This window comes from Novosphingobium sp. BL-S-19, assembly GCF_055521675.1.
In genome coordinates, this window is sequence record NZ_CM145498.1 from 89,746 (window position 1) to 111,694 (window position 21,949).

General features: G+C 64.9%; 27 protein-coding genes. 4 read left to right on the forward strand and 23 right to left on the reverse strand.

The window, feature by feature from the left end:
- Positions 1 to 40 precede the first annotated feature (40 nt).
- A complete protein-coding gene (locus ACZ1JV_RS08820) occupies positions 41 to 466 on the reverse strand; it encodes a CBS domain-containing protein (RefSeq protein ID WP_465136769.1) in 426 nt (141 codons plus the stop codon).
- 205 nt (positions 467 to 671) lie between these two features.
- Here ACZ1JV_RS08820 and ACZ1JV_RS08825 point away from each other — a divergent pair, with 205 nt between their 5' ends.
- Positions 672 to 968, forward strand: coding sequence for a hypothetical protein (locus ACZ1JV_RS08825; RefSeq protein ID WP_465152529.1), 297 nt, complete (start codon positions 672 to 674; stop codon positions 966 to 968).
- Positions 969 to 1,009: 41 nt separating this feature from the next.
- Here the strand turns inward: ACZ1JV_RS08825 and ACZ1JV_RS08830 are convergent, their stop codons facing one another.
- The 5 genes from ACZ1JV_RS08830 to ACZ1JV_RS08850 all read right to left on the reverse strand — a co-directional run bounded on the left by ACZ1JV_RS08830 (position 1,010) and on the right by ACZ1JV_RS08850 (position 4,472).
- Entirely contained in the window at positions 1,010 to 1,399 is a 390-nt protein-coding gene (locus ACZ1JV_RS08830; protein ID WP_465151276.1) for a (2Fe-2S) ferredoxin domain-containing protein, read from the reverse strand.
- Positions 1,396 to 1,827: an acyl-CoA thioesterase gene (locus ACZ1JV_RS08835; protein ID WP_465136767.1), complete on the reverse strand. Its 432-nt coding sequence runs from the start codon at positions 1,825 to 1,827 to the stop codon at positions 1,396 to 1,398. Before ACZ1JV_RS08835 ends, ACZ1JV_RS08830 begins: the two co-directional genes overlap by 4 nt.
- Positions 1,828 to 1,889: 62 nt before the next feature.
- Positions 1,890 to 2,333 carry a DUF2497 domain-containing protein gene (locus tag ACZ1JV_RS08840; RefSeq protein ID WP_465151277.1) on the reverse strand — a complete coding sequence of 148 codons (444 nt, stop codon included), beginning with the start codon at positions 2,331 to 2,333 and terminating at the stop codon, positions 1,890 to 1,892.
- Positions 2,334 to 2,427: 94 nt separating this feature from the next.
- Positions 2,428 to 3,876 (reverse strand): TolC family outer membrane protein, encoded by a 1,449-nt coding sequence (locus tag ACZ1JV_RS08845; RefSeq protein ID WP_465151278.1) that lies wholly within the window; start codon positions 3,874 to 3,876, stop codon positions 2,428 to 2,430.
- Between the two features lie 2 nt (positions 3,877 to 3,878).
- On the reverse strand, positions 3,879 to 4,472 hold the full coding sequence (locus tag ACZ1JV_RS08850; RefSeq protein ID WP_465151279.1) for a protein-L-isoaspartate O-methyltransferase family protein: 594 nt from the start codon (positions 4,470 to 4,472) through the stop codon (positions 3,879 to 3,881).
- A 297-nt stretch (positions 4,473 to 4,769) separates the two neighbouring features.
- Between ACZ1JV_RS08850 and ACZ1JV_RS08855 the strand changes: the two genes are divergently transcribed.
- A complete protein-coding gene (locus tag ACZ1JV_RS08855; protein ID WP_132387663.1) occupies positions 4,770 to 6,293 on the forward strand; it encodes a fumarate hydratase in 1,524 nt (507 codons plus the stop codon).
- A gap of 206 nt (positions 6,294 to 6,499) precedes the next feature.
- Here the strand turns inward: ACZ1JV_RS08855 and ACZ1JV_RS08860 are convergent, their stop codons facing one another.
- The 11 genes from ACZ1JV_RS08860 to ACZ1JV_RS08910 are packed head-to-tail and all read right to left on the reverse strand — an operon-like array spanning position 6,500 to position 13,698.
- The gene (locus tag ACZ1JV_RS08860) at positions 6,500 to 6,868 is read right to left on the reverse strand and encodes a HesB/IscA family protein (RefSeq protein ID WP_465151280.1); all 369 of its coding nucleotides are present in this window, start codon (positions 6,866 to 6,868) and stop codon (positions 6,500 to 6,502) included.
- A complete protein-coding gene (locus ACZ1JV_RS08865) occupies positions 6,865 to 7,362 on the reverse strand; it encodes a GNAT family N-acetyltransferase (protein WP_465151281.1) in 498 nt (165 codons plus the stop codon). The genes ACZ1JV_RS08860 and ACZ1JV_RS08865 overlap by 4 nt, the downstream gene beginning before the upstream one ends.
- Entirely contained in the window at positions 7,362 to 7,832 is a 471-nt protein-coding gene (locus tag ACZ1JV_RS08870; protein WP_465136761.1) for an SUF system Fe-S cluster assembly protein, read from the reverse strand. The genes ACZ1JV_RS08865 and ACZ1JV_RS08870 overlap by 1 nt, the downstream gene beginning before the upstream one ends.
- A complete protein-coding gene (locus ACZ1JV_RS08875; RefSeq protein ID WP_465136760.1) occupies positions 7,829 to 9,028 on the reverse strand; it encodes an aminotransferase class V-fold PLP-dependent enzyme in 1,200 nt (399 codons plus the stop codon). Before ACZ1JV_RS08875 ends, ACZ1JV_RS08870 begins: the two co-directional genes overlap by 4 nt.
- The gene (locus tag ACZ1JV_RS08880) at positions 9,025 to 9,762 is read right to left on the reverse strand and encodes a SufD family Fe-S cluster assembly protein (RefSeq protein ID WP_465151282.1); all 738 of its coding nucleotides are present in this window, start codon (positions 9,760 to 9,762) and stop codon (positions 9,025 to 9,027) included. Before ACZ1JV_RS08880 ends, ACZ1JV_RS08875 begins: the two co-directional genes overlap by 4 nt.
- Positions 9,755 to 9,970: a hypothetical protein gene (locus ACZ1JV_RS08885; protein WP_465136758.1), complete on the reverse strand. Its 216-nt coding sequence runs from the start codon at positions 9,968 to 9,970 to the stop codon at positions 9,755 to 9,757. The genes ACZ1JV_RS08880 and ACZ1JV_RS08885 overlap by 8 nt, the downstream gene beginning before the upstream one ends.
- Positions 9,967 to 10,716: a Fe-S cluster assembly ATPase SufC gene (sufC, locus tag ACZ1JV_RS08890; protein ID WP_465151283.1), complete on the reverse strand. Its 750-nt coding sequence runs from the start codon at positions 10,714 to 10,716 to the stop codon at positions 9,967 to 9,969. Before sufC ends, ACZ1JV_RS08885 begins: the two co-directional genes overlap by 4 nt.
- The gene (locus ACZ1JV_RS08895) at positions 10,713 to 11,207 is read right to left on the reverse strand and encodes an endonuclease domain-containing protein (protein ID WP_465151284.1); all 495 of its coding nucleotides are present in this window, start codon (positions 11,205 to 11,207) and stop codon (positions 10,713 to 10,715) included. Before ACZ1JV_RS08895 ends, sufC begins: the two co-directional genes overlap by 4 nt.
- Entirely contained in the window at positions 11,204 to 11,707 is a 504-nt protein-coding gene (locus ACZ1JV_RS08900; RefSeq protein WP_465151285.1) for an endonuclease domain-containing protein, read from the reverse strand. The genes ACZ1JV_RS08895 and ACZ1JV_RS08900 overlap by 4 nt, the downstream gene beginning before the upstream one ends.
- Positions 11,708 to 11,751: 44 nt before the next feature.
- Positions 11,752 to 13,260 carry a Fe-S cluster assembly protein SufB gene (gene sufB / locus ACZ1JV_RS08905; RefSeq protein ID WP_465151286.1) on the reverse strand — a complete coding sequence of 503 codons (1,509 nt, stop codon included), beginning with the start codon at positions 13,258 to 13,260 and terminating at the stop codon, positions 11,752 to 11,754.
- The gene (locus tag ACZ1JV_RS08910) at positions 13,261 to 13,698 is read right to left on the reverse strand and encodes an SUF system Fe-S cluster assembly regulator (protein ID WP_465136755.1); all 438 of its coding nucleotides are present in this window, start codon (positions 13,696 to 13,698) and stop codon (positions 13,261 to 13,263) included.
- 414 nt (positions 13,699 to 14,112) lie between these two features.
- Between ACZ1JV_RS08910 and ACZ1JV_RS08915 the strand changes: the two genes are divergently transcribed.
- Positions 14,113 to 15,186, forward strand: a complete 1,074-nt coding sequence (locus ACZ1JV_RS08915) for a quinone-dependent dihydroorotate dehydrogenase (RefSeq protein ID WP_465151287.1) — start codon at positions 14,113 to 14,115, stop codon at positions 15,184 to 15,186.
- A gap of 125 nt (positions 15,187 to 15,311) precedes the next feature.
- Positions 15,312 to 17,117: an AMP-dependent synthetase/ligase gene (locus tag ACZ1JV_RS08920; protein WP_465151288.1), complete on the forward strand. Its 1,806-nt coding sequence runs from the start codon at positions 15,312 to 15,314 to the stop codon at positions 17,115 to 17,117.
- A gap of 190 nt (positions 17,118 to 17,307) precedes the next feature.
- On the opposite strand, the gene ACZ1JV_RS08925 is transcribed toward ACZ1JV_RS08920, so the two are convergent.
- The 6 genes from ACZ1JV_RS08925 to ACZ1JV_RS08950 form a co-directional block, all read right to left on the reverse strand.
- A complete protein-coding gene (locus ACZ1JV_RS08925; RefSeq protein ID WP_465136752.1) occupies positions 17,308 to 18,405 on the reverse strand; it encodes a calcium:cation antiporter in 1,098 nt (365 codons plus the stop codon).
- A 56-nt stretch (positions 18,406 to 18,461) separates the two neighbouring features.
- Entirely contained in the window at positions 18,462 to 19,406 is a 945-nt protein-coding gene (locus ACZ1JV_RS08930; protein WP_465151289.1) for a hypothetical protein, read from the reverse strand.
- 217 nt (positions 19,407 to 19,623) lie between these two features.
- On the reverse strand, positions 19,624 to 20,151 hold the full coding sequence (locus tag ACZ1JV_RS08935; RefSeq protein ID WP_465136750.1) for a hypothetical protein: 528 nt from the start codon (positions 20,149 to 20,151) through the stop codon (positions 19,624 to 19,626).
- Positions 20,152 to 20,293: 142 nt separating this feature from the next.
- Complete coding sequence (locus tag ACZ1JV_RS08940) at positions 20,294 to 21,076, reverse strand: thiazole synthase (protein ID WP_465152530.1); 783 nt, start codon at positions 21,074 to 21,076, stop codon at positions 20,294 to 20,296.
- Positions 21,077 to 21,140: 64 nt separating this feature from the next.
- The gene (gene thiS / locus ACZ1JV_RS08945; RefSeq protein ID WP_465136748.1) at positions 21,141 to 21,353 is read right to left on the reverse strand and encodes a sulfur carrier protein ThiS; all 213 of its coding nucleotides are present in this window, start codon (positions 21,351 to 21,353) and stop codon (positions 21,141 to 21,143) included.
- Between the two features lie 51 nt (positions 21,354 to 21,404).
- The gene (locus ACZ1JV_RS08950; protein ID WP_465136747.1) at positions 21,405 to 21,800 is read right to left on the reverse strand and encodes a MerC domain-containing protein; all 396 of its coding nucleotides are present in this window, start codon (positions 21,798 to 21,800) and stop codon (positions 21,405 to 21,407) included.
- Positions 21,801 to 21,949: the final 149 nt, after the last annotated feature.

The following is a 21,949-nucleotide window of genomic DNA, read 5'->3' on the forward strand; positions in this document are numbered from 1 at the left end:
TGCGGGAAATGACGGCCCGCCGCCCTTCCCGCCATCAGGTTCAGGCCATCTGGATATAGTCGCGCATCGCGGCCGCTTCGGATTCCACTTTGTCGATGCGGTACTTCACCAGATCGCCGATCGACACGAAGCCGACCATCCGGCCCTGTTCCACCACCGGCAGGTGGCGGATGCGGCGGCGGGTCATCAGCGCCAGCGCGCTGAGCACCGGAGTGGAGGGTTCCACCGTTACGGCGGGGGAGGTCATCACATCGGCCACCGATTTTCGCAGCATCTCCGGGCCATGCTCATGCAGGCGGTAGATCACATCGCGTTCGGAAAAGATGCCGACCAGTTCGTCACCATCCATGATCGGCAGGGCACCGATCCGGCGTTCGGCGAGAATCCCGGCCGCGTCACCCACGGCGGTATCGATCTGGCAGGTCTGCACGGGCCCACGGCCCTCGATAATGCGCGCAATCGTCATCGTCGCTCTTCTCCCCTCGTCGGCCCCTCTGCCCCTCTGTCTGGCGGTCAGATCCGCGTCTTCGCGGTTTGGAAAGGGAGAATACCATAGCGCGAGGCCCCCCGCCACTTCGTCGGATTGCGGATGGCGCGGGAATCGAATCCGGCGAAAGCCGCTCTTGCGGGATTTCCTTGCGAGGCAGCGGGCAAAGGCCCAAATGGGGCGCATGTTCCCGCGTTCACCCCTCGAAGATCCGGAAAAGGCCGCCCATGCCTGGGCGCGTTATCGCCGGATCATGGCCTATATGATGACGGTCACGGTCGGCCTGGTGCTGGCCTCGGTGATCCTGCTCTATCGGTCCAACGGGCTGGTTTCGATCCATTTCTACATCGCCACCGCCCTGGGAGTCGGCTTCACGATGCTGCTGACTTCGGCGCTGATGGGTCTGGCGTTCCTGTCCAGCGGCACCGGGCACGACGAATCGATCGTCGATCCTTTCGAGGACGACTGGAAGGGAAAGTAGGCCGCCAAAGTAGGCCGCCAAAGTAGGCCGCTCTGGCCCGTTCAAACCGCCTTGGGGCGAAGCCGGAACTCCTCGACCGGCTCACCGCCGATCAGGTGCTGCTGGATGATCTTTTCCAGCACATCCTCGGTGCAGGAATGATACCAGACGCCATCAGGCCAGACGACCGCCACGGGGCCGGCGAAGCAGATGCGCAGGCAATCCGCCTTGGTGCGCGCCACGCCGCCGCCATTTTCGCGCTTCGGGCCATCCAGCCCAAGCTGCTTCAGCCGCTTCTTCAGGTACTTCCATGCTGCCGCGCCCTTTTCGGGGGAGCAGCATTCGCCTTTCTGCGGTTCCGCGCAGATGAAGATGTGGCGCTGGATGGAATCGCCGCCGGCCTTGGCCAGCGCTTCGCCGGCCTGTTCCATCTCGCGGGCCGATGCGGTCATGCGCGCAGCATCCATTGGGCGGCGCGGGCGCGATAGCTTTCGGGCAGCTCGGCCGGGCCTTGGGGGCCGACCATGACGATCACCGTGCGGGCGAAGACCACCGGCTTGCCGTCCTGCGTGACCACCTGCACCAGTTGCTGGCTGCTGCGGCCGAGGTGTTCGACGGCGCCGTGCAGCGTCAGCGTATCGGGATAGTGCGTCTCGCCCAGATATTCGATCGAGATGCTGGCCACCATCGTCGCCAGGCCGCGAAACTCGTCCTGCTCGCTGGCGGCGCGGTAGAAGCGCACGCGCGCGTCTTCCAGCATGCCGGCAATGGCGACGTTGTTGATGTGGTGGTTGAGATCGAGATCGCTGAATCGCGGTTCGATGTCACAGGAAAACGGGTAGCGCGCGGGATCGAGCAGCGCGGGATCGGGTCTTGGCATGGCTTTGAGTTAGGAAGCCGTAGGCCGGAGGTCCAGTGCGAACTCCGGCGCGAACAGGCCGATCAGAGCTTCTTGCCGACGATGCGGGCGATTTCCGCCGCAACCAGGCGTTCCACCATCGGCGGCAGGTTCTTGTCCAGCCATTCGGCCAGTGCCGGGCGGAGAAGTTCGCGAGTCAGCCCTTCCAGCGAGGTTTCGCCCGAGCGGACGATCTGCGGCGGCACGCCGGGTTCGGACAGCATGGCGAGGGCAGCCAGCGATTCGCGCATCGAATCGCGGGCGCCATCGTCCAGCAGTGCCGGCTCGTCACCGGTCAGCACCACATCGTCATCCAGTTCGGCGGCTTCGGGCAGTTCGAGCACGTCATCCTCGAACACCACGGTGCGCACGGGTTCGCCGGCGCGGCGCTGGCGTTCGGAGCGGGCAGCCGCACGGTTGTCACGCGCGATTACCTGCTTGATCGACTGGAGGATCTCCTCGACCGAAGGTTCGCCGTTCTGCCGCATTGCAACTGCCCCATAATCCGTCCCCGGATCCTACAGTGGAATCCAGGATTGACGCGCGCCCCCCATCTTTCTCCGAATCACGGTTAAGAGATGGTTACTCCCCGCGAATTTCGCCATCCTGCACCGGCGTGTCAACGGTGCGGGTGGACTTCGCCACAGGATCCGGATCGTTGTCCCAGTCGAAGATCTTGCCCTTCACCCGGTCGTAATTGACCTGCGGATCGTAGAGCACGCCGCCGTCCAGATTCAGGTCGCGCGCTTCCGCACGGCCCATCGCGGCCAGCAGCGTGAAGCCGGCGACATAGGCGTTGCGCTGGGCGGTCACCAGATCGACCTGCGCGTTCAGCAGTTCCTGTTCGGCGTTCAGGATGTCCAGAATCGTGCGGTTGCCCACCGAGTTCTCCGCCCGCACGCCCTCAAGACTGAGCGAGGCGGCATCTACGGCGGTCTTGGACGACACGATCAGGTCGTTGGAGGCGATCCAGGCCGTATAGGCCGAACGCACTTGCGCGATCACGCCGCGTTCGGTGGCGATTTCCTGTTCCAGCGTGGCGGAGGCCGTCGCCTGCGCCTGACGGCGCTGTGCGGCAGGCAGACCGCCCTGGAACAGCGGGATCGAGACCGAGGCCCCGGCCGTCACCGTATGGTTGTGCTCATAGCCGGTGACCCGCGTATCCGCAGAACCGAGGTAATCGGTATAGCCGCCATTCGTGAACAGGCTGACGCGCGGCAGGCGGCCGGCGCCGGCCACGTCGATGTCCTTTTCCGAGGCCTTGCTGCGCTGGCGCGCGGCCAAGACGTCGGGATTGGCATCCAGCGCGACGGTGGTCGCCTCTTCCGGGCTGGCCGGAAGGTTCGGCAGCGGCGGCGGTGTTTCGAGGCTTTCGGGCGCCTTCCCGACGAAACGGATATAGGTTTCGCGCGCGGCGGCCAGGGTCGCCTCGGCACTGCGCAGATCGCCCGTCGCCACGGCAAGGCGTGACTGCGACTGGGCCACGTCCGTTCGAGTCAGTTCGCCGATCTGGAAACGGTCGCTGGTGGCCTGAAGGTTGACCTTCAGCACGGCGACGTTCTTCTGGTTCAGCCCGACGATCGCCTCTGCCCGGATCACGTCCATGTAGGCGCCGACCACTTGCGAGAACAGCGAGCTTTCCGAACCGCGCAGCGAGGCCTGACCGGCTTCGACGCGGATCTTGGCGGCGGCCACGCTGTTGCGCACGGCACCGCCCGAATAGATCGGCACGCCCAGATCGACGCCGGCCGAAAGGATTCTGGTGGGTTGGAGGTCGCCAGCGGCGCCGGAATCCACGTATTTGGTGAAGGAGCTGTCGGCCGCCAGATTGGGCAGGCCCGATGCACGTGCGATCGGCACGCCCTCATCGGTCGCGCGCTGCTGCGCACGGGCCGCCTCCAGCGTGGGATTGGTCTGATAGGCCATGACCAGCGCCTCGCGGAGGGTATCGGCCAGCGCCGGTGCGCTGGCCGTTGCCAGTATCAGACATCCCCCCGTGAGAAGCCCGGCACGCAGCGCGAACCGGGCCATGCTCAGAAGCTCCAGCGTTTGGGAGCAGCGAGCTCCGGCAGAACCGGAATCCCCATTTCGGCCAGCGGCAGCAGCGCCAGCGAACCGGCGATCTTGGTGCCGGTGGCCAAACGCGGCACGTTGCGCACGACCAGGCCGGTGACCACGCGGCCGCCATCGGCCAGCGATGCGGTCAGTGCCTCGGGCAGTTCCTCGGCAGCGCCATCGACCACGAGCAGGGTGTGGCCGGTGCTCGCAACGTCCTTGGCGGCAGCCGGATCGACCACGTCGAGCGAGCCGACCAGCGGACGCAGCAGCGCGGCAAGGTAGCCGTTGGCGTCACCCACCAGCAGGGCCTTGTCGTCCTTGGTCGGCGCGGCTTCGGCCAGCAGGCGGCCGTAGAACAGCGGGGCGGCAAGCTGACGGCCGTTCTCCAGCGCGATCGCGCGGTCGATATAGGCGGCATCGCGCATACCGGCGGGCACGAAATCCTCACGCGCGACGCCGGCCATGGCTTCGAGCACCCAGGGTTCATTGACGCCGCTGGTGCGCAGCTGGCTGACGATCATGGCTTGGCGGGCAACCGCGGCAGCGGACCGATCCTCGGTCAAGGTCATTTTGGTCCCATTCCTCATGCTGTTGCGGGCACGAATGGGGCGTTACGCGCCTCCACCCCCCGCAAAGACGGACTAGATGGCGGCCTTACTAGGCCAAGCCGCGAATGAGGCCAAGCCATTTGCAATACCTTGGTCGATCTATCGCGACGTTTGGACGATGGCACAGGCACTTGGAAAGAGCACTTGCGATTTTTGACGCGAAACGCGTCGAAAATGCGCTTTTGCGCAAAATCCAAACTCGGTCTAAGGGGCCTGCAAAAATCACGTGAACCGACAGGAAACGGGAGCGCTCTTTCCATGGCCGAAATGGTGACGATCCGCGAAGACGACCTCATCGAGAGTGTTGCCGACGCCCTCCAGTACATCAGCTACTTCCACCCGATGGACTACATTCGCGCGCTGGGCGACGCCTATGAGGCGGAGCAAGGCCCCGCCGCCAAGGACGCCATCGCCCAGATTCTGACGAACAGCCGCATGTGCGCGGAAGGGCATCGCCCGATCTGCCAGGACACCGGCATCGTCAACGTCTTCATCGAATGGGGCCAGAACTGCCGCCTCGAATCCGAGAAGTCGCTGCAGGAAGTGGTCGATGAAGGCGTGCGCCGCGCCTACAACAATGCCGAGAACAAGCTGCGCGCCTCGGTGCTGGCGGACCCCGCCTTCACCCGCCGCAACACCAAGGACAACACGCCTTCGGTGCTCTCGGTCAGCATGGTCCCCGGCTCGAAGGTTTCGGTCGACGTTGCGGCCAAGGGCGGCGGCTCGGAAAACAAGTCGAAGTTCAAGATGATGAATCCCAGCGATTCCATCGTCGACTGGGTGATCGAGATGCTGCCCCAGATGGGTGCCGGCTGGTGCCCGCCGGGCATGCTGGGCATCGGCATCGGCGGCACCGCCGAGCACTGCGTCAAGCTTGCCAAGCAGAGCCTGATGGAGCCGATCGACATGGCCCAGCTGAAGCAGCGCGGCCCCCAGAACGATATCGAGGCGCTGCGCATCGAGATCTTCGACAAGGTGAATGCTCTCGGCATCGGCGCGCAGGGCCTTGGCGGCCTGGCCACCATCCTCGACGTCAAGATCATGGACTGGCCGTGCCATGCCGCCGGCAAGCCGGTCGCCATGATTCCGAACTGCGCCGCCACCCGCCACGCGCACTTCACGCTGGACGGTTCGGGCCCGAGCTTCTTGGAAACGCCGAACCTCGACGATTGGCCGAAGGTGGAATGGGCCCCCGATGCCGGCGCCATCCGCGTCGATCTCGACACCCTCACCCCCGAAATCGTCCAGAGCTGGAAGCAGGGCGACCGCCTGCTGCTGAACGGCAAGATGCTCACTGGCCGCGATGCCGCGCACAAGCGCATTTCCGACATGCTGGCCAAGGGCGAGGAACTGCCGGTCGATTTCAAGGGCCGCGTGATCTACTACGTCGGCCCGGTCGATCCGGTGCGTGAGGAAGTCGTCGGCCCCGCCGGCCCGACCACCGCGACGCGCATGGACAAGTTCTCGGATACCATGCTCGACCTCGGCCTGCTGGCCAGCATCGGCAAGTCGGAACGCGGCCCTGCCGCCACCGAGTCCATCGCCAAGCACAAGTCGGCCTATCTGATGGCCGTGGGCGGCGCCGCCTACCTCGTCGCCCGCGCGATCAAGGAAGCCAAGGTCGTCGGCTTTGCGGACCTCGGCATGGAGGCGATCTACGAGTTCACCGTCAAGGACATGCCGGTGACCGTGGCGGTCGATTCCGAAGGCAAGAACGTCCACCAGCTCGCCCCGCTGGTGTGGAAGGAAAAGATCGCCAAGGAGCATCTGCTGCCGGCGTGATCCTTTCGCGGGATCTGGAAATGACGAAGGGGCCGATCCCAAGGCGGGACCGGCCCCTTTTGTTTTGTTTGGAAGATTGAATTCCTCCCCTGCAAGGGGAGGTGGCAGCGCGAAGCGCTGACGGAGGGGTATCCACGCTGGCGGTGACACCCCTCCACCGCCCTGCGGGCGGTCCCCCTCCCCCAAAGGGGGAGGATATCAGAGGATCAAACCGTAAAGCTCTCACCGCAGCCGCACGAACCCTTGGCATTCGGGTTGGCGAACACGAATCCGGCTGTGAAGTCGTCTTCCACCCAATCCATGGTACTGCCGATCAGATAGAGCACCGAGGCGCCTTCGATGTAGAACAGGCCGCCGGGAGTCTCGATCTTCTCGTCGAAGGGCTTCTCTTCGCTCACATAGTCCACCGAATAGGCCAGCCCCGAGCAGCCCCGGCGCGGGGTGGAGAGGCGCACGCCGATGGTGCCTTCGGGCGCCTCGCCCATCAGCTTGGCGATGCGCGCTTCGGCATTGGGCGTGAGGATCACGGCAGCCGGGCGCTGGCGTGCAGGCTTGGCTTCAGTGGTGGTGGTCATAGCTTCTTTTCCCAGAACAGCGCGGTGCCCGCCTGCGGGTCCAGCGCATAGTCGCCGTAGCCGAGCGAGGCGTAGAGGCCTTTGGCCGTGTCATTGCCGCTCAGCACTTCGAGAGTGATCTTGCAGGCGCCGCGCGTGCGGGCCTCTGCCTCTACCGCCAGCATCAGCGCCCGGCCCACGCCTTTGCCGCGTGCCTCGGGCAGCACGGCCATGTCGTGGATGTTCACCAGCGGGCGCGCGGCGAATGTCGAGAATCCGGTGATGCAGTTCGCCAAACCAAGCGGCTCGTCACCGGCGAAGGCCAGCAGCGAGAATGCGCCAGAGTGCGCGGCAAGGCCGGGCACCAGCCGCTCGCGCACATCGTCCGACAGCGGCTTACCCCCACCCATCGGATCGCGCGCATAGCTGTCCAGCAGCGCGACCACGCGCGCGGCATCGGCCGCGTCAGCATAGTCGGCAAGACGCACGGTAACGGTAGGGGCAAGCGTCGCCATCAGAGCATGCCCAGTTCGAGCTTCGCCTCGTCGGACATCTTGGCCATGTCCCATGGCGGATCCCAGACGAGGTTGACTTCGGCATCGCGCACGCCGGGCACGGCGGACACGCGCATCTCGACTTCGCCGGGCATCGATTCGGCCACCGGGCAATGCGGCGTGGTCAGCGTCATCGTCACCGCGACCGAAGCCTCGGGCGAGACTTCGACGCCGTAGATCAGGCCGAGGTCGTAGATGTTCACCGGAATCTCGGGATCGAAGATTTCCTTCAGCGCGTCGATCACGCCGTCGTAGATCGATCCGCCGGGCTGGCCGGGATCGATACCCTGCGGCTTTTCGGCAAGGAAGCCGTCCAGATAGTCGCGCTTGCGTTCAGCCGGGGGAACCGGCACGTCTTCCACCCGCGCGCGGGGAGCGGGCGTTACCGAGTCGACTTCCTCGACCGTGAATGTGGGCTTCTGGTCACTCATCCAAAAATTCTCCGGGTGCGCTCGATACCCTTCATGAGCGCCTCGATATCGCTGTCGTCGCTATAGATGCCGAAGCTGGCGCGGGCCGTGGCGGGAACGCCAAGGTGGTCCATCAGCGGCTGTGCACAGTGGTGGCCGGCACGGATCGCGACGCCCTCTTCATCCAATATGGTGCCGAGGTCGTGCGGATGCACCCCGTCCATCGCGAAAGAAACGATGCCGACGGAATCCGCCGGGCCGAACAGGGTCACGTCGTTGCGCTTGCCCAGTTCGGCGCGGAGGCGCGCGGCCAGATCGCGTTCGTGGCGCTCGGCACGGTCGAGGCCCTGCGCGGTCAGCCAGTCGATGGCGGCGGCAAGGCCAAGGGCCTCGACGATCATCGGCGTGCCTGCCTCGAAGCGCTGCGGCGCCGGGGCGTAAGTCGTCTTCTCGAAAGTGACGCGGTCGATCATCGATCCGCCGCCCTGCCACGGGGGCATGGCATCAAGCAGCGCCTTCTTCGCCCAGAGCGCGCCGATCCCGGTGGGGCCATAGAGCTTGTGCGCGGAGAAGACGTAGAAATCGCATTGCATCGCCGCCACGTCGAGGGCGATGCGCGGCGCTGCCTGGCAGCCGTCGATCAGCAGCTTCGCGCCCACCGCATGGGCCAGCTTCGCCGCATGTTCCACGTGGAGCACTGAGCCGAGCACGTTGGAAACGTGCGCAAAGGCCACCAGCTTGTGCGCGGGGGTGAGGATACGCTCGGCCGCTTCAAGGTCGATCCGGCCGTCCTCGGTCAGCGGGCAGACGTCGATTTCCACGCCGGTACGGTCGCGCAGCAACTGCCAGGGCACGATGTTGGAGTGATGCTCCAGCACCGAAAGCAGGATGCGGTCACCGGCCTTTAGGTTCTGCACGCCCCAGGTCTGCGCAACGAGGTTGATCGCCTCGGTCGCGCCGCGGGTGAAGACGATCTCATCCTCATGCCCGCCCAGGAACGCGGCGACCTTGCGGCGCGCCGCTTCGAACGCCAGCGTCATCTCGGCAGAGCGGGCATAGACGCCGCGATGCACGGTCGCATAGTCGCGGCCCAGCGCATTGACGGTGGCGTCGATCACGGCCTGCGGCTTCTGCGCGGTCGCACCGGTGTCGAGGTAGTGCCAGTTACCAGCAAGCCCGGGGAACTGGTCCTTCAGGACGAGCGTATCGGTACTCACAGAATCGCCTCCAGACGGGCAATCGCGGCTTCGTTCAGCATGTCTTCGCCCGGCGCACCGGTGAAGGCTTCGGCCACGAAAGCCTGCAGCATCAGGCGCTTGGCCTCGGGCGGCGTGAGGCCGCGGCTCATCAGGTAGAACAGGCCATTGGCGTCGAGTTCGCCCACCGCGCAGCCATGTGCCGCCTTGACGTCATCGGCGTAGATTTCCAGTTCCGGCCGGGCATTGGCGGTTGCCGTGCGGTCCAGCAGCATGGCGCGGACCGACTGTTCGGCATCGGTGCCGTCCGCCCCGCGCTCGACGCCGATGCAGCCGAGGTAGGAGCCGACCGCATGGCCCGCCAGCACGGTGCGCACGATCTGGCTGGAGGTCGCGTCCTTTTCCGCGTGGACCACCTTGGTCACCACTTCCAGCGTCTCGCTGCCACTGGCGAGCTGCGCTGCGCCCAGCGTGAAGTCCGCGCCTTCGGCCAGCCGCACGTCCACCGCCACGCGGCCATAAGCCGGGCCGGCGGAGAGCACGCGCAAGTCGAACTTCGCCCGGGCACCCAGCGTGATCACCAGATGGCGCGCCACGGCCGAGGCACCGTCCTCGACGATCTGCAGCGATTCTTCGGCATCGGCAGCCACCACGATCTCTTCGCGCGCGATCGGCCAGAGGCCCGCCAGCGCGTCGAAATCGGAATAGCGGAAGTCCTCATCCTTGCGGGTGGGAAGCGTCAGGGTGTCAGTCATTGGCCGCGCTCCCAAGGAAAGCGCCGGGAAGACCGGCCAGCCAGCGTTCGCCGCCCATGGCATGGGCATCGATGGAGAATTCCCGCGGATTCCGGGCGGAGCGGGCAATGGCCGAAGCGGCTTCCGCCTCGGAACCATAGACGCCGACCAGTTCGCCGTTTTCCATGGCGGGATCGTTATCGTGCCAGAGGAAATAGGCCTGGCTCATGCGACGACGGCCTCGTAGCCCTCTTCCTCCAGCTGGAGCGCGAGTTCGGGGCCGCCCGACTTGACGATCCGGCCGGCGGCCAGAACGTGGACGAAGTCCGGCTTCACATAGTCCAGCAGGCGCTGGTAGTGGGTAATCAGCAGCACCGCCTTGTCGGGCGCGCGCATGATCGAATTGATGCCCTCGCCGCAGATGCGCAGCGCATCGATGTCGAGGCCGGAGTCGGTCTCGTCCAGAATCGCCAGCTTGGGATCGAGGATGCCCATCTGCACCATCTCGGCGCGCTTCTTCTCGCCGCCGGAGAAGCCGACGTTCACCGGGCGCTTCAGCATGTCCATGTCCATGCGCAGCAGGCCCGCCTTTTCGCGGGCGAGCTTCAGGAATTCGCCGCCCGAAAGCGGTTCCTCGCCCCGGCCCTTGCGCTGGGCATTGGCCGCTTCGCGCAGGAACTGGACGAAGGAGACGCCGGGAATCTCGACCGGGTACTGGAAGCCCAGGAACAGGCCGGCGGCGGCGCGCTCATGCGGTTCCAGTTCGAGCAGGTCCTGATCCAGGAAATCGACCGAACCGCCGGTCACTTCATAGCCGGGACGACCGCCGAGCGTATAGCCCAGCGTCGACTTGCCGGCGCCGTTCGGCCCCATGATCGCATGAATCTCGCCGGGATTGATCGTCAGCGAGAGACCCTTGAGAATCGGCTTGTCAGCAACATTGGCCTGAAGGTTATCGATCTTGAGCATGGTCATCCTTCGGCACCTTCATCAAAGCGAGGTGCGGCAGTGGTCCCGGCCTTCCGGCGCGCGGAGCGCTTGTCGAACGGCACGTTGAGTTCGGTGGTGATCTCGCGCACGACGCCGTCGATGCGGTCCAGCACTTCGTCTTCGGAGAAGCGCAGCACGCGGATGCCCACTTCGATCAGCTTGCGGTCCTGCAACTCGTTGACGTCCGGATTGGAGTCTTCGGCGCTGAGCTGCACGACGATCCAGCGCGACGGGCAGGCGAAATCGACGATGGTCGAGCCGACCACCGACTGGCGGGTGAACTTCACGCCGCCCAGCTTCGAACCGGACAGTTCCGCCCAGAGTGCCTTCTGCGCCTCGCTGGGGTTGCGGCGCATTTCCTTGGCGCGCTCCTTGAGCGTTTCGAGGCGCGCACCGGTCACGTTGAAGCTGGCCTTGGCGTCCGCCTTCGGCGCGGCGTCCTTGCTGATGCCGAGGGTCTTACGGGCGGCGGTCATGGTCGAAGTCCTTGAAGTAAAGAAGTATCCGAAAGCCCCTCCCCTTCAGGGGAGGGGTTGGGGTGGGGGTTCTCCCAACGATCCGGCGCCTCGTGCAAGGCGCCAAGGATGAAGGTCAGAACCCCTTCGAAATTGCGCATCACCTCGGCATTGGTGACGTGAATTGTGGTGAAGCCCATCCCAGCGAGCGCCGTATCACGTTTGCGGTCGCTGGCCGCATCGTGGGTTTCGCCATCGACTTCCACGATCAGCGCCTTTTGCGGGCAAAGGAAGTCAGCGATGAACGGGCCGACCGGGGCCTGCCGCCGGAACTTGAAGCCGCCAAGTTGCGAGCGGGAAAGGGCACACCACAGGCGCTTTTCCGGCTCGGTCGGCTCATTGCGCATTTCGCGGGCGAATTGCGCGATCTCGGCGTTGCGGGCGGAGGATAGCCCCCACCCCCGGCCCCTCCCCTGAAGGGGAGGGGAGTTGGTACGGGCGCTAGTTTCGCGACTGGACAAGCCCCTCCCCTTCAGGGGAGGGGTTGGGGCGGGGGCCTGCGTCATCACCCCACGCTTCCTTCAAGGCTGATGCCCAGCAGCTTCTGCGCTTCGACGGCGAATTCCATCGGCAGCTGCTGCAGCACTTCCTTGGCGAAGCCGTTGACGATCAGCGCCACCGCCTGCTCGGTATCGAGCCCGCGCTGCATGGCGTAGAACATCTGGTCGTCGCTGATCTTGCTGGTGGTCGCTTCGTGCTCGATCTGGGCGCTGGGGTTGCGCACTTCGATATAGGGCACGGTGTGGGCGCCGCATTCTTTGCCCAGCAGCAGCGAATCGCACTGGGTGAAGTTGCGCACGCCCTCGGCATTGGCGGCCACGCGGACGAGGCCGCGATAGGTGTTGTTCGACTTGCCGGCCGAAATACCCTTGGAAATGATCGTCGAACGGCTGCCCTTGCCGTTGTGGATCATCTTGGTGCCGGTATCGGCCTGCTGGTAATTGTTGGTGACGGCCACCGAGTAGAACTCGCCCACCGAATCCTCGCCATTGAGGACGCAGCTGGGATACTTCCAGGTGATCGCCGATCCGGTTTCCACCTGAGTCCATGAGATCTTCGAGCGGGCGCCTTGGCACAGGCCGCGCTTGGTCACGAAGTTGTAGATGCCGCCCTTGCCGTTGGCATCGCCGGGATACCAGTTCTGCACGGTGGAGTACTTGATCTCGGCATCTTCCAGCGCGACCAGTTCGACCACGGCGGCGTGAAGCTGATTCTCATCGCGCATCGGCGCGGTGCAGCCTTCAAGGTACGAGACGTAGCTGCCCTTCTCGGCCACGATCAGGGTGCGTTCGAACTGGCCGGTATTCTCCGCATTGATGCGGAAATAGGTGGAAAGTTCCATCGGGCAGCGCACGCCCTCCGGAATGTAGACGAAGGTGCCGTCGGAGAAGACCGCGCAGTTCAGCGCCGCGAAGTAGTTGTCCTGCACCGGCACGACCTTGCCGAGCCACTTCTTCACCAGTTCCGGGTATTCGCGGATCGCTTCGGAGATCGAGCGGAAGATCACGCCCGCCTGTTCCAGCTCCTTGCGGAAGGTGGTGGCAACGGAAACCGAATCGAACACCGCGTCCACCGCGATCTTGCGGGAGCCCTCGACGCCGGCGAGCACTTTCTGCTCCTCCAGCGGAATGCCCAGCTTTTCGTATACGCGCAGGATTTCGGGATCGACCTCATCCAGGCTGTTCAGCGTCGGCTTCTTCTTGGGCGCGGCCCAATAATAGGCTTCCTGATAGTCGATCGGCGGCACGTTCAGCTTCGCCCAGTCCGGCATCGGCATGTCCAGCCAGCGGCGATAGGCCTTCAGGCGCCATTCGAGCATCCACTCCGGCTCATCCTTCTTGGCCGAGATGAAGCGGACAGTGTCTTCGGACAGGCCCTTGGGGCCATATTCCTGCTCGATATCGGCAACCCAGCCGTGCTCGTACTCCGCCACGCGCGCGGCCGCTTCGCGAGCAGCCTGATCGCGCAGTTCCGGCGCCTCAGCACCGATTGCGGGAGCGGTTTCTTCGGTCATTCAAACTTCCTCGACGAGCTGGGTCAGGGCCACTTGCGCCAGAGCGCCGCGCAGCGCCGCATTCACCTGCGGCCAGTGCGGGCGCACATGGCAGCCACCCTCGATCTGGCATTCGGACTTTCCGGGTTCCAGACAGGCGGTAAGGGCGATGGGCCCTTCGACTGCCTCGACGATATCCGCAACCGAAATCGTTTCGGGGCGCCGGGCAAGCTTCAGCCCGCCACCCACGCCCCGCGATGAAATCAACAGGCCGGCGGCGGTCAGCTTGCTCACCAGCTTCTGCACGGTGGGCGCGGGCAGCCGGGTTTCCTCGGCCAGTTGCGCCGCCGAGACTCGCCCATGCTTCGAATCACCCGCAACCAGCGGGCATCCGCCGCAGTGCCGGGCGGCAGCAGACATGATGACGACGGCATAATCCGCCATGCTCGATAGACGCATCGGTAAGGCTTTCGGGACCCGCAGCTAAAGTGGATCAATTTCTTCCGATTTGCCACCTAGTGCAGGAGGGGCGCGGTTTCAATGGAGTTTCAACAGGATTTGCGGCGTTCACCGGTTAACGCTGTTGCAACCCTCTCCATATCCGAGGAAAAATAACCCGAAATTAAGCAAAAAAAGGCGGCCCCCAGCGAACTGGGAACCGCCCTTAAGGTAATAAAGAACTCGTGCGCATCCCGCTACGAGCCCTTCGGGTCGCAAATCCCGTGTAGGCAAGGGGCCGGGCGATTTATTGTATAATTGCGACACGCCGTGTCGCAGATCGCACTGTCATCCGCGATTCCGTCGCTTCGCGGCCGTCCGGACCCGCATTCAGGGCAGGTAAAGAAGCGTTTGAGCCACGCGCCGTACCCGTTTATGCGCGCGAACGTGATTTATTCGTTACTACGCCCCGCCCTGTTCCGACTCGATGCCGAATCGGCCCACGGTCTCGCCCTTGCCGGCCTGAAGCTGGCTGGTTCCACGCGTGCGCCGGCCTTCCCGGCCAGCCTTGCCACGCAAGTCGCCGGAATCGCCTTCCCCAATCCGGTGGGCATGGCGGCCGGTTTCGACAAGGATGGCGAAGTGCCCGATGCCCTGCTGGGTCTGGGCTTCGGTTTTGCCGAAGTGGGTTCGATCACCCCCCTGCCCCAGTCCGGCAATCCCAAGCCGCGCCTGTTCCGGCTGGTGGAGGACCGTGCGGTGATCAACCGCATGGGATTCAACAACAAGGGCGCCGAAGTCGCCTTCGCCTGCCTGTCCGCACGGCGCGATCGTCCGGGCGTGCTGGGCATCAATATCGGCGCCAACAAGGATTCGACCGACCGCGTCGCCGATTACGCCACGATGGCGCGGATGATGGCGCCACTGGCGACGTATCTTGCCGTCAATATCTCCAGCCCCAACACGCCGGGCCTGCGCGCGCTGCAGGACGAATCGGCGCTGACCGGCCTGTTGGACGCGGTGATCGCCGCGCGTGACGAGGCTTGCGGTGACGATGTTGGCGGCGGGGGGCGCCGCCCGCCGGTGTTCCTGAAGGTCGCGCCCGATCTGGAGCCGGCCGATATCGATGCCATTGCCCGAATCGCCATCGATCGCCGGCTGGGGGCACTGATCGTCTCCAACACCACGATCTCCCGCCCGCCCCTCGCTTCGGCCCATGCCGGTGAGACCGGCGGGCTTTCGGGCGCGCCGCTGAAGGATCTGGCGCTGCAGCGCCTGCGCGATTTCCGCAAGGCCACCGGCGGCGCGATTCCGCTGGTGGGCGTGGGCGGCATCGCCAAGGCGGAAGATGCCTGGGCGCGCATCCGCGCCGGGGCCAGCCTGGTGCAGATCTACAGCGCCATGGTCTATGAGGGGCCGGGGATTGCCAAGGCGATCTGCAAAGGTCTGGAATCGTTGATGAAACGCGATGGATTCGGCTCCATCGCCGAAGCCGTGGGCAGCGAGTAGTGCCGCAATCGCGGTTTTTCCCCGCCCGATCTGGTCATTGGCCGCGCTTGTCGCAACCCGCGCGCGCGCCTAGACGTTGACCAAACGACAAATTCCGACATTTCATTGAGAGGACCCCGGTCAACATGGATCTTGTTGACTTCGACAACAGCACGAACTTCGTTTCGCTGTTCCTGAAGCGCGCCGATGCCATCGGCGAAACGCCGATGCTCTGGGCCAAGCGCGATGGCGCCTGGCAGCCGATCACCTGGGCCGAAGTGGCGCGCCGCGTCTGCCTGATGGCCTCCGCCCTGCGCCGCATGGGCCTGCACGATGGCGACCGGGTGCTGATCGTCTCCGAAAACCGCCCTGAATGGTGCATCGCCGATCTGGCGATTATGGCCGCGGGCTGCGTGACGGTGCCGACCTACACCACCAACACTACGCGCGATCACATCCACATTCTGGAAAACTCCGGCGCGAATGCGGCCATCGTCTCCTCCGCCAAGCTGGGCAAGACGCTGCTGCCGGCGATCGTCCAGACCGACCTGTGCCGCCATGTGATCGGCATGGAGCCGATGCCGCCGCTGCAGGGCGGCACCTTCGAACTGCACGACTGGAATGGCCTGTTCGAAGGCGATCCGGTGGCGGCGCGCGCCGAAGTGGAGGCCCGCCTCGTCAATTTCCGGCGCGAGGATCTGGCCTGCATCATCTACACCAGCGGCACCGGCGGCGCCCCGCGCGGCGTGCGCCAGCACCACGGCATGCTGCTGACCAACGTGGCCGGCGCGGCGCAGATCGTCATGGACGATTTCGGGCTGGACCAGAGCGAGATCTTCCTCTCGTTCCTACCGCTCAGCCACGCCTATGAGCATACCGGCGGGCAGTTCCTGCCGATCGGCTGCGGCGGGCAGATCTACTATTCCGAAGGCTTGGACAAGCTGGCCGCCAATATCGAGGAAGTGCGGCCGACCATCATGGTCGTCGTGCCGCGCCTGTTCGAAGTGCTGCGCACGCGCATCATGAAGCAGATCGAAAAGCAGGGCGCGGTCGCCTCACGCCTGATGGACATGGCGACCGGCCTTGGCGAACGCCGCCAGAACGGCCGCTGGCGCTTTGGCGACAAGGCGATGAATCTGCTGCTGGAACACACGCTGCGGCCCAAGGTGCGGGCCAAGTTCGGCGGCCGGATCAAGGCGCTGGTATCGGGCGGCGCGCCGCTCAATCCCGAGATCGGCGTGTTCTTCGATTCGATGGGGCTGACCCTGCTGCAAGGCTATGGCCAGACCGAGGCCGGCCCGATCATCAGTTGCAATCGCCCGGCTGCGGGCATCGACCATGCCACCGTCGGCCCGCCGCTGCGCGGGGTGGACCTGAAGATCGCCGATGATGGCGAGATTCTGGTGCGCGGCGAACTGGTGATGGGCGGCTATTGGCAGAACGACGCGGCCAGCCGCGCGGTGCTGATCGGCGGCTGGCTGCACACCGGCGACATCGGCCACATCGACAGCCGCGGCCGCATCAAGATCACCGACCGCAAGAAGGACATGATCGTCAACGACAAGGGCGACAATGTCTCCCCGCAGAAGGTGGAATCGATGCTGACGCTCCAGCCGGAGATCGCGCAGGCCATGGTCTATGGCGACCGCCGGCCCTACATCGTCGGCCTGATCGTGCCCGATGCCGACTGGGCGCTGGAATGGGCGAAGGCGAACGACGAAAAGTTCGATTTCAAGGCGCTGCAGCGCCTGCCCGCCTTCCGCGCCGAGATTCGCGGCGCGATCGACCGCGTCAACACCGACCTTTCGGTGATCGAGAAGGTGCGCCAGTACGCTTTCGCGGACGAGCCGTTCTCGATCGAGAACGAGGAAATGACGCCCAGCCTGAAGATCCGCCGGCACAAGCTGAAGGAACGCTATGCCGACCGGCTGGACGCGCTCTACCGGAACTGATGGGCGCGGCGGCGCCTAATCCTTCGACATGCCGTTCGTCGTCCCCGCGAAGGCGGGAATCCCGCTTTTCCTGAGCCCTGACGCAAGTTAGCGGGGCCCCCGCCTTCGCGGGGGCGACGGAGTGTGTTGGATCGGATAGCCAATCGCCCGATAGCCACCCCTCCCCGCTCACCCTGAGCTTGTCGAAGGCTCAGGGCACCAACGTCGTGAACAGATAGGTCGCGAAGATCACCAGATGCACCATGCCCTGCACCAGCGTGGTGCGTCCGGTGCTCAGGGTCATCGTCGCCACCAGCAGGGTGAGGCCAAGCAGCACGGTCGACTTGGCGGAGAGGCCGAGTTCCAGGTCGAGCCCCATCGCCATGGAAGCGATGGCGACGGCCGGAATCGTGAGCCCGATCGTGGCCAGCGCCGATCCGATGGCGAGGTTGAGGCTGGTCTGCACCCGGTTGGCGCGCGCAGCAGACAGCGCGGCAAGGCTTTCGGGCGCCAGCACCAGCGCGGCGATGATGATGCCCACCAGCGCAGGCGGCGCGCCCATCGCCGCCACGCCCGCCTCGATGGAAGGCGACAGGGCCTTGGCCAGCAGCACCACGGCGATCAGCGCCACCGGCAGCATCGTCGCGGCAGCGGCGGCCTTGGCGGTGGGCACCGTTTCGTGCGGGGCCTGGTCTTTATCGGGGTAGAGGAAGTGGTCGCGGTGCCAGATGGTCTGGGCGACCACGAACGTGCCGTAGAGCATCAGCGCATCCAGCGCGACGAAGATCAACTGGTTGTCGTTGTAGAACGGCCCGACGCTGCTGGTGGTATAGTTCGGCATCACCAGCGTCAGCACCGAGAGCGTGGCCAGGATCGCCAGGCCGTGATTCACGCCGGACTGGGTATAGCCCTGCTCGTGATGCCGTCCGCCGCCGAGCAGCAGGCAGACGCCGACGATGCCGTTCATCGTGATCATCACCGCCGCAATCACGGTATCGCGTGCCAGCGACTGCGCGCCTGCCCCTTCGCTCAGCATGATCGAGACGATCAGCGATGTTTCGATCACCGTTACCGCGAAGGCCAGAATCAGCGTGCCGAACGGTTCCCCCACGCGGTGGGCGATCACTTCGGCGTGATAGACCGCCGCCATCACCGCCCCGCCCAGCGCCACGGCGACCGTCGCGGTCAGGACGATGCCCGAAGGCTTGCCGATCAGGATCGCCGCCAGCGCCAGCAATGGCACCGCGATCGACCAGGGCGAAAGCCCGAAGGTGGGGAATCGAGGGGCGGCGGATGGGGCGGCGCTCATCGGCACACTATAGGCAAAATTGCCGGGTCGGCCAGTTGGATAGGGCCGAACGTCGCCTAGGGCTGTTTTGCGTCCGCATGGCGTGCCTGCAACCGGAGCCGTTGTTGTTCCTGTTCGGCAAGGCCGGGAACGTGAAGCGCCTTGCGCAGGGAATCCGAAATGAGCGCCTTGTCGTAAGGCTCCTGAGTCACCGGCTCGCCTTGCGGGAGTTTGAACTGGGTGCCGAGCACCTGTGGTCGGCCAATTCTTTGGAGATACCTGTCGAGGCTGGCCGATGCGATCCACACGGCGGCCGGTTTGCCTCTCGCCACGGCGATCGTCGCCAGAACGTGGGCCTTGAGGATGTCATCGGCGCTGTCGCCGTGCTGGAACACGAAAGCGGCATGATAGAAATCTTCACCGCTTTGGAGAGCGCCGGAATCAAGCAATTCCTGCGTGCGGGCACGCCGCTGGCCATCTGCTGCGCCAACTTGCGACCAGTCGATCTTTTCGGCCTTGCGGTCGTTCTGGTCGGCTTCGAAGATCGCGGTCATTTCCGCATTGGTGGAGCGGGAGACGAAACGCGCATAACTACGCCCCTGATCCCAAGGGCCGAGCGTTGCGGTTTCGGGTGCAGCCCGGACGAAATCGAACGGTTCGAAGTCTTCGTAGGTGACGCGCAGATGGGTGGCATCGATGCGGTGCAGCCGGAAAACATCGGGCCGCGAATGCGGTGCCGGATCGTCGAAACGAAGTTCGACGTCCCCTTTATCCGCGCGAATGCTCTTGGCGGGTCGGCGTACAGCGGGGCCCCGGATGCTGGAGAAGTTTTCTCCATCGGTTTCGAAGTGCTCGGGCCGTTCCCATGTCGCCGTCGGCGCTTTGGCGTCTTGCGAGATTTGCAGGCGGAAGATGGTGGTGTCGCCTGCCTTCATGTCCCAGGTGCCTGCCATGGTGTCCGGCATATCCGGAACCGGCACGGATGCGGTGGCAGCAATGGCGAACGCAAGAGGCTGAATCATGGGCAGAATGCTGCCATGGTGGCCCGGCGTCGGCAACGTCGGCAAGGGCTGCCCGGGGGCGGATTTATGCTTTTTAACCGCCCCAAAGAAAACGCGCCGGATGTTGCCACCCGGCGCGCTCCCCCCGCTGGAATGCGTGGTTTCCCGTTTTTGTGTTGCGACCCGGCGGGCTCCGGTCAGGTTTTGGGGGTCAGGTATGGGGTTCAGGTATGGACTGTCAGGCGGCTTCCTTCTCGATCCATTCGGGGAAGAAGATGGGTTCGCGGTTGGACCAGCCGGGCGCGGTGGCGGCGGCTTCGCTGATCGAATGGAGCAGCAGCTTGCGGCGGTCCGGATGGATCTGCGGCAGCGCCGCCGCGCCGCAGAAGGCGCCGGGCAGCCACGGACGCACCCAGGCGCCCAGCAGACGCTCGTAGAGGAAGCGGAAAGCCGGGAACGAGGAAATCCGTTCCTGCGAAAGGTCGAAAGCAGCCATGCGCAGCAGCTTGCCCATGAACGCGTCGAGATCGTCGAAGCCGGCTTCGTCGGGGTGCATGCCGCGCAGCGCCGGAATTTCGGCATAGGCGGCGTATTGCTTGCGGATGGAGGCTATTTCGGTGGCGTTGCGGCCCCAGAGCTTGAAAGCATCCTGCCGATCCAGCCCGACATCCAGACTGCGCCGGATATAGCGCTGTTCGCATCCGGTGAAGCTGGCGAATTCCCGCAACTCGCTGATCGTGACTGTGGCCGTGCCGGTGTAGGTCATGATGCTGGCTCCCGTGATCCGGAAGGCCGATCCCTTCCTCACGAGAGCCATTTTCCGCCTTCGCGGATTACAATCAGCTTAAGCGTGCAAACGCTTGCTTACGGTTGCACGCGGAAGCATTTGGAAAGGAAATCGTTAACCATTAGATCAGGCCGGCAAGCGGGCTTGAAGGGTCCGCATAGCGCCTTTGGCCCATGCGTCCGGCAAGATATGCGTCGCGTCCGGCCATCACTGCCAGCTTCATTGCACGGGCCATGCGAATCGGATCTTTCGCTTCGGCGATGGCGGTATTCATCAGCACGCCGTCGCAGCCCAGCTCCATCGCCACGGCTGCTTCGGATGCGGTGCCGACTCCGGCATCGACCAGCACCGGCACTTTGGCGCCTTCGACGATCAGGCGCACGGTCACCTTGTTCTGGATGCCCAGCCCCGAACCGATCGGCGCGCCCAGCGGCATCACCGCCACGGCGCCGCATTCCTCAAGCTGCTTGGCGGCGATCGGGTCGTCCACGCAGTAGACCATCGGCAGGAAGCCTTCCTTCGCCAGAATCTCGGTGGCCTTCAGCGTCTCACGCATGTCGGGATAGAGCGTGCGTGCCTCGCCCAGCACTTCCAGCTTCACCAGATCCCAGCCGCCCGCCTCGCGCGCCAGGCGCAGGGTGCGGATCGCGTCGTCGGCAGTGAAGCAGCCGGCGGTGTTGGGCAGGTAGGTGATCTTCTTCGGGTCGATATAGTCGGTCAGCATCGGCGCCTTGGGGTCCGACACATTGACGCGGCGCACCGCCACGGTGACGATTTCCGCGCCCGAGGCTGCCACTGCCGCCGCGTTCTGCTCGAAATCCTTGTACTTACCGGTGCCCACGATCAGGCGCGAGGTGAAGGTGCGGCCGGCGACGGTCCAGGTATCGTTCGAAGCAGCGGTGATATCGGTCAAGGTGCGCATCCTTTCGGGGGAGCGTGGAGTCAGAGGTTTCGAAAAAGGCCGGGCGTCAGCCGCCGCCGACGAAGTGGACGATCTCCAGCACGTCGCCGTCCGCTAGCACGACATCGCCCAGCGTCGAGCGCGGGGCGATCTCGCCATTGTGCTCGACCGCGACCTTCTTCGGGTCCAGCCCGATGTCGGCGACTAGGTCGGCAATGCTGGAGCCGGGCGCGATGCGGCGCGGCTCGCCGTTGACGGTTAGGGAGATATCTGCAGCCATGAGGCGCAGATAGCGCCGGGAACGGATTTGGAAAGTGCCGATTGGCAACTCTCAATGCGCGTGGCGCATGTTCCGGATGTGCGCGAAGGCCACCAGCGCGACGCCAATGATCGTCAATATGGACTCGGCACTGCCATGGCCCACGGCAACCGCGGTCGCCATCAGCGCAAGGCCGAGGCCGCCGATCACCAGCGGAGCGACGCGCCCATGACGGGCGACGCCGAAACCGAGCGAGATCACCCCGACGATGACCGCAAGCACCAGGCCGACCCGGTGAATCTCTGGCGAGAGCAGAAATTTGCCGCCCACGATGTCACCGCCGAGGCCCAGGAAGCCGACCAGCACGACGCCGAGAACGCAATGCACCGCGCACAGGCCGCTGAGTAGGATACCGGCCCGGTCCATCCGGTTTCGAATCGCTGTCAGGGTGCTCCGCATGGCGTTCATGTATGTGATGTTGTAACATCATGCAAGAGGTGGCTGATGCGAAATTCGCGGAAGAGCGAATTTCGGTTCGGCACCGGCCCACTCCCCCACCCGACCACCCACGAGTGTATTCTGATGGGTGGTCGGCCCCCTCAGCAAAAAGGTCCCCC

Bases quoted from the DNA above. Each gene is read 5' to 3' on its own strand.
- ACZ1JV_RS08895 (WP_465151284.1), bottom strand. From the start codon at position 11,207: ATGACCGCCGCCCGTAAGACCCTCGGCATCAGCAAGGACGCCGCGCCG.
- ACZ1JV_RS08910 (WP_465136755.1), bottom strand. From the start codon at position 13,698: ATGCGTCTATCGAGCATGGCGGATTATGCCGTCGTCATCATGTCTGCT.
- thiS (WP_465136748.1), bottom strand. From the start codon at position 21,353: ATGGCTGCAGATATCTCCCTAACCGTCAACGGCGAGCCGCGCCGCATC.
- ACZ1JV_RS08855 (WP_132387663.1), top strand. From the start codon at position 4,770: ATGGCCGAAATGGTGACGATCCGCGAAGACGACCTCATCGAGAGTGTT.
- ACZ1JV_RS08865 (WP_465151281.1), bottom strand. From the start codon at position 7,362: ATGGCGACGCTTGCCCCTACCGTTACCGTGCGTCTTGCCGACTATGCT.
- ACZ1JV_RS08820 (WP_465136769.1), bottom strand. From the start codon at position 466: ATGACGATTGCGCGCATTATCGAGGGCCGTGGGCCCGTGCAGACCTGC.
- ACZ1JV_RS08845 (WP_465151278.1), bottom strand. From the start codon at position 3,876: ATGGCCCGGTTCGCGCTGCGTGCCGGGCTTCTCACGGGGGGATGTCTG.
- ACZ1JV_RS08885 (WP_465136758.1), bottom strand. From the start codon at position 9,970: ATGAGCCAGGCCTATTTCCTCTGGCACGATAACGATCCCGCCATGGAA.
- ACZ1JV_RS08860 (WP_465151280.1), bottom strand. From the start codon at position 6,868: ATGACCACCACCACTGAAGCCAAGCCTGCACGCCAGCGCCCGGCTGCC.
- ACZ1JV_RS08930 (WP_465151289.1), bottom strand. From the start codon at position 19,406: ATGATTCAGCCTCTTGCGTTCGCCATTGCTGCCACCGCATCCGTGCCG.
- ACZ1JV_RS08880 (WP_465151282.1), bottom strand. From the start codon at position 9,762: ATGACTGACACCCTGACGCTTCCCACCCGCAAGGATGAGGACTTCCGC.
- ACZ1JV_RS08840 (WP_465151277.1), bottom strand. From the start codon at position 2,333: ATGCGGCAGAACGGCGAACCTTCGGTCGAGGAGATCCTCCAGTCGATC.
- ACZ1JV_RS08925 (WP_465136752.1), bottom strand. From the start codon at position 18,405: ATGAGCGCCGCCCCATCCGCCGCCCCTCGATTCCCCACCTTCGGGCTT.
- ACZ1JV_RS08825 (WP_465152529.1), top strand. From the start codon at position 672: ATGTTCCCGCGTTCACCCCTCGAAGATCCGGAAAAGGCCGCCCATGCC.
- ACZ1JV_RS08920 (WP_465151288.1), top strand. From the start codon at position 15,312: ATGGATCTTGTTGACTTCGACAACAGCACGAACTTCGTTTCGCTGTTC.
- ACZ1JV_RS08935 (WP_465136750.1), bottom strand. From the start codon at position 20,151: ATGACCTACACCGGCACGGCCACAGTCACGATCAGCGAGTTGCGGGAA.
- ACZ1JV_RS08830 (WP_465151276.1), bottom strand. From the start codon at position 1,399: ATGACCGCATCGGCCCGCGAGATGGAACAGGCCGGCGAAGCGCTGGCC.
- ACZ1JV_RS08835 (WP_465136767.1), bottom strand. From the start codon at position 1,827: ATGCCAAGACCCGATCCCGCGCTGCTCGATCCCGCGCGCTACCCGTTT.
- ACZ1JV_RS08950 (WP_465136747.1), bottom strand. From the start codon at position 21,800: ATGAACGCCATGCGGAGCACCCTGACAGCGATTCGAAACCGGATGGAC.
- ACZ1JV_RS08870 (WP_465136761.1), bottom strand. From the start codon at position 7,832: ATGAGTGACCAGAAGCCCACATTCACGGTCGAGGAAGTCGACTCGGTA.
- ACZ1JV_RS08915 (WP_465151287.1), top strand. From the start codon at position 14,113: ATGCGCGCGAACGTGATTTATTCGTTACTACGCCCCGCCCTGTTCCGA.
- ACZ1JV_RS08850 (WP_465151279.1), bottom strand. From the start codon at position 4,472: ATGACCTTGACCGAGGATCGGTCCGCTGCCGCGGTTGCCCGCCAAGCC.
- sufC (WP_465151283.1), bottom strand. From the start codon at position 10,716: ATGACCATGCTCAAGATCGATAACCTTCAGGCCAATGTTGCTGACAAG.
- sufB (WP_465151286.1), bottom strand. From the start codon at position 13,260: ATGACCGAAGAAACCGCTCCCGCAATCGGTGCTGAGGCGCCGGAACTG.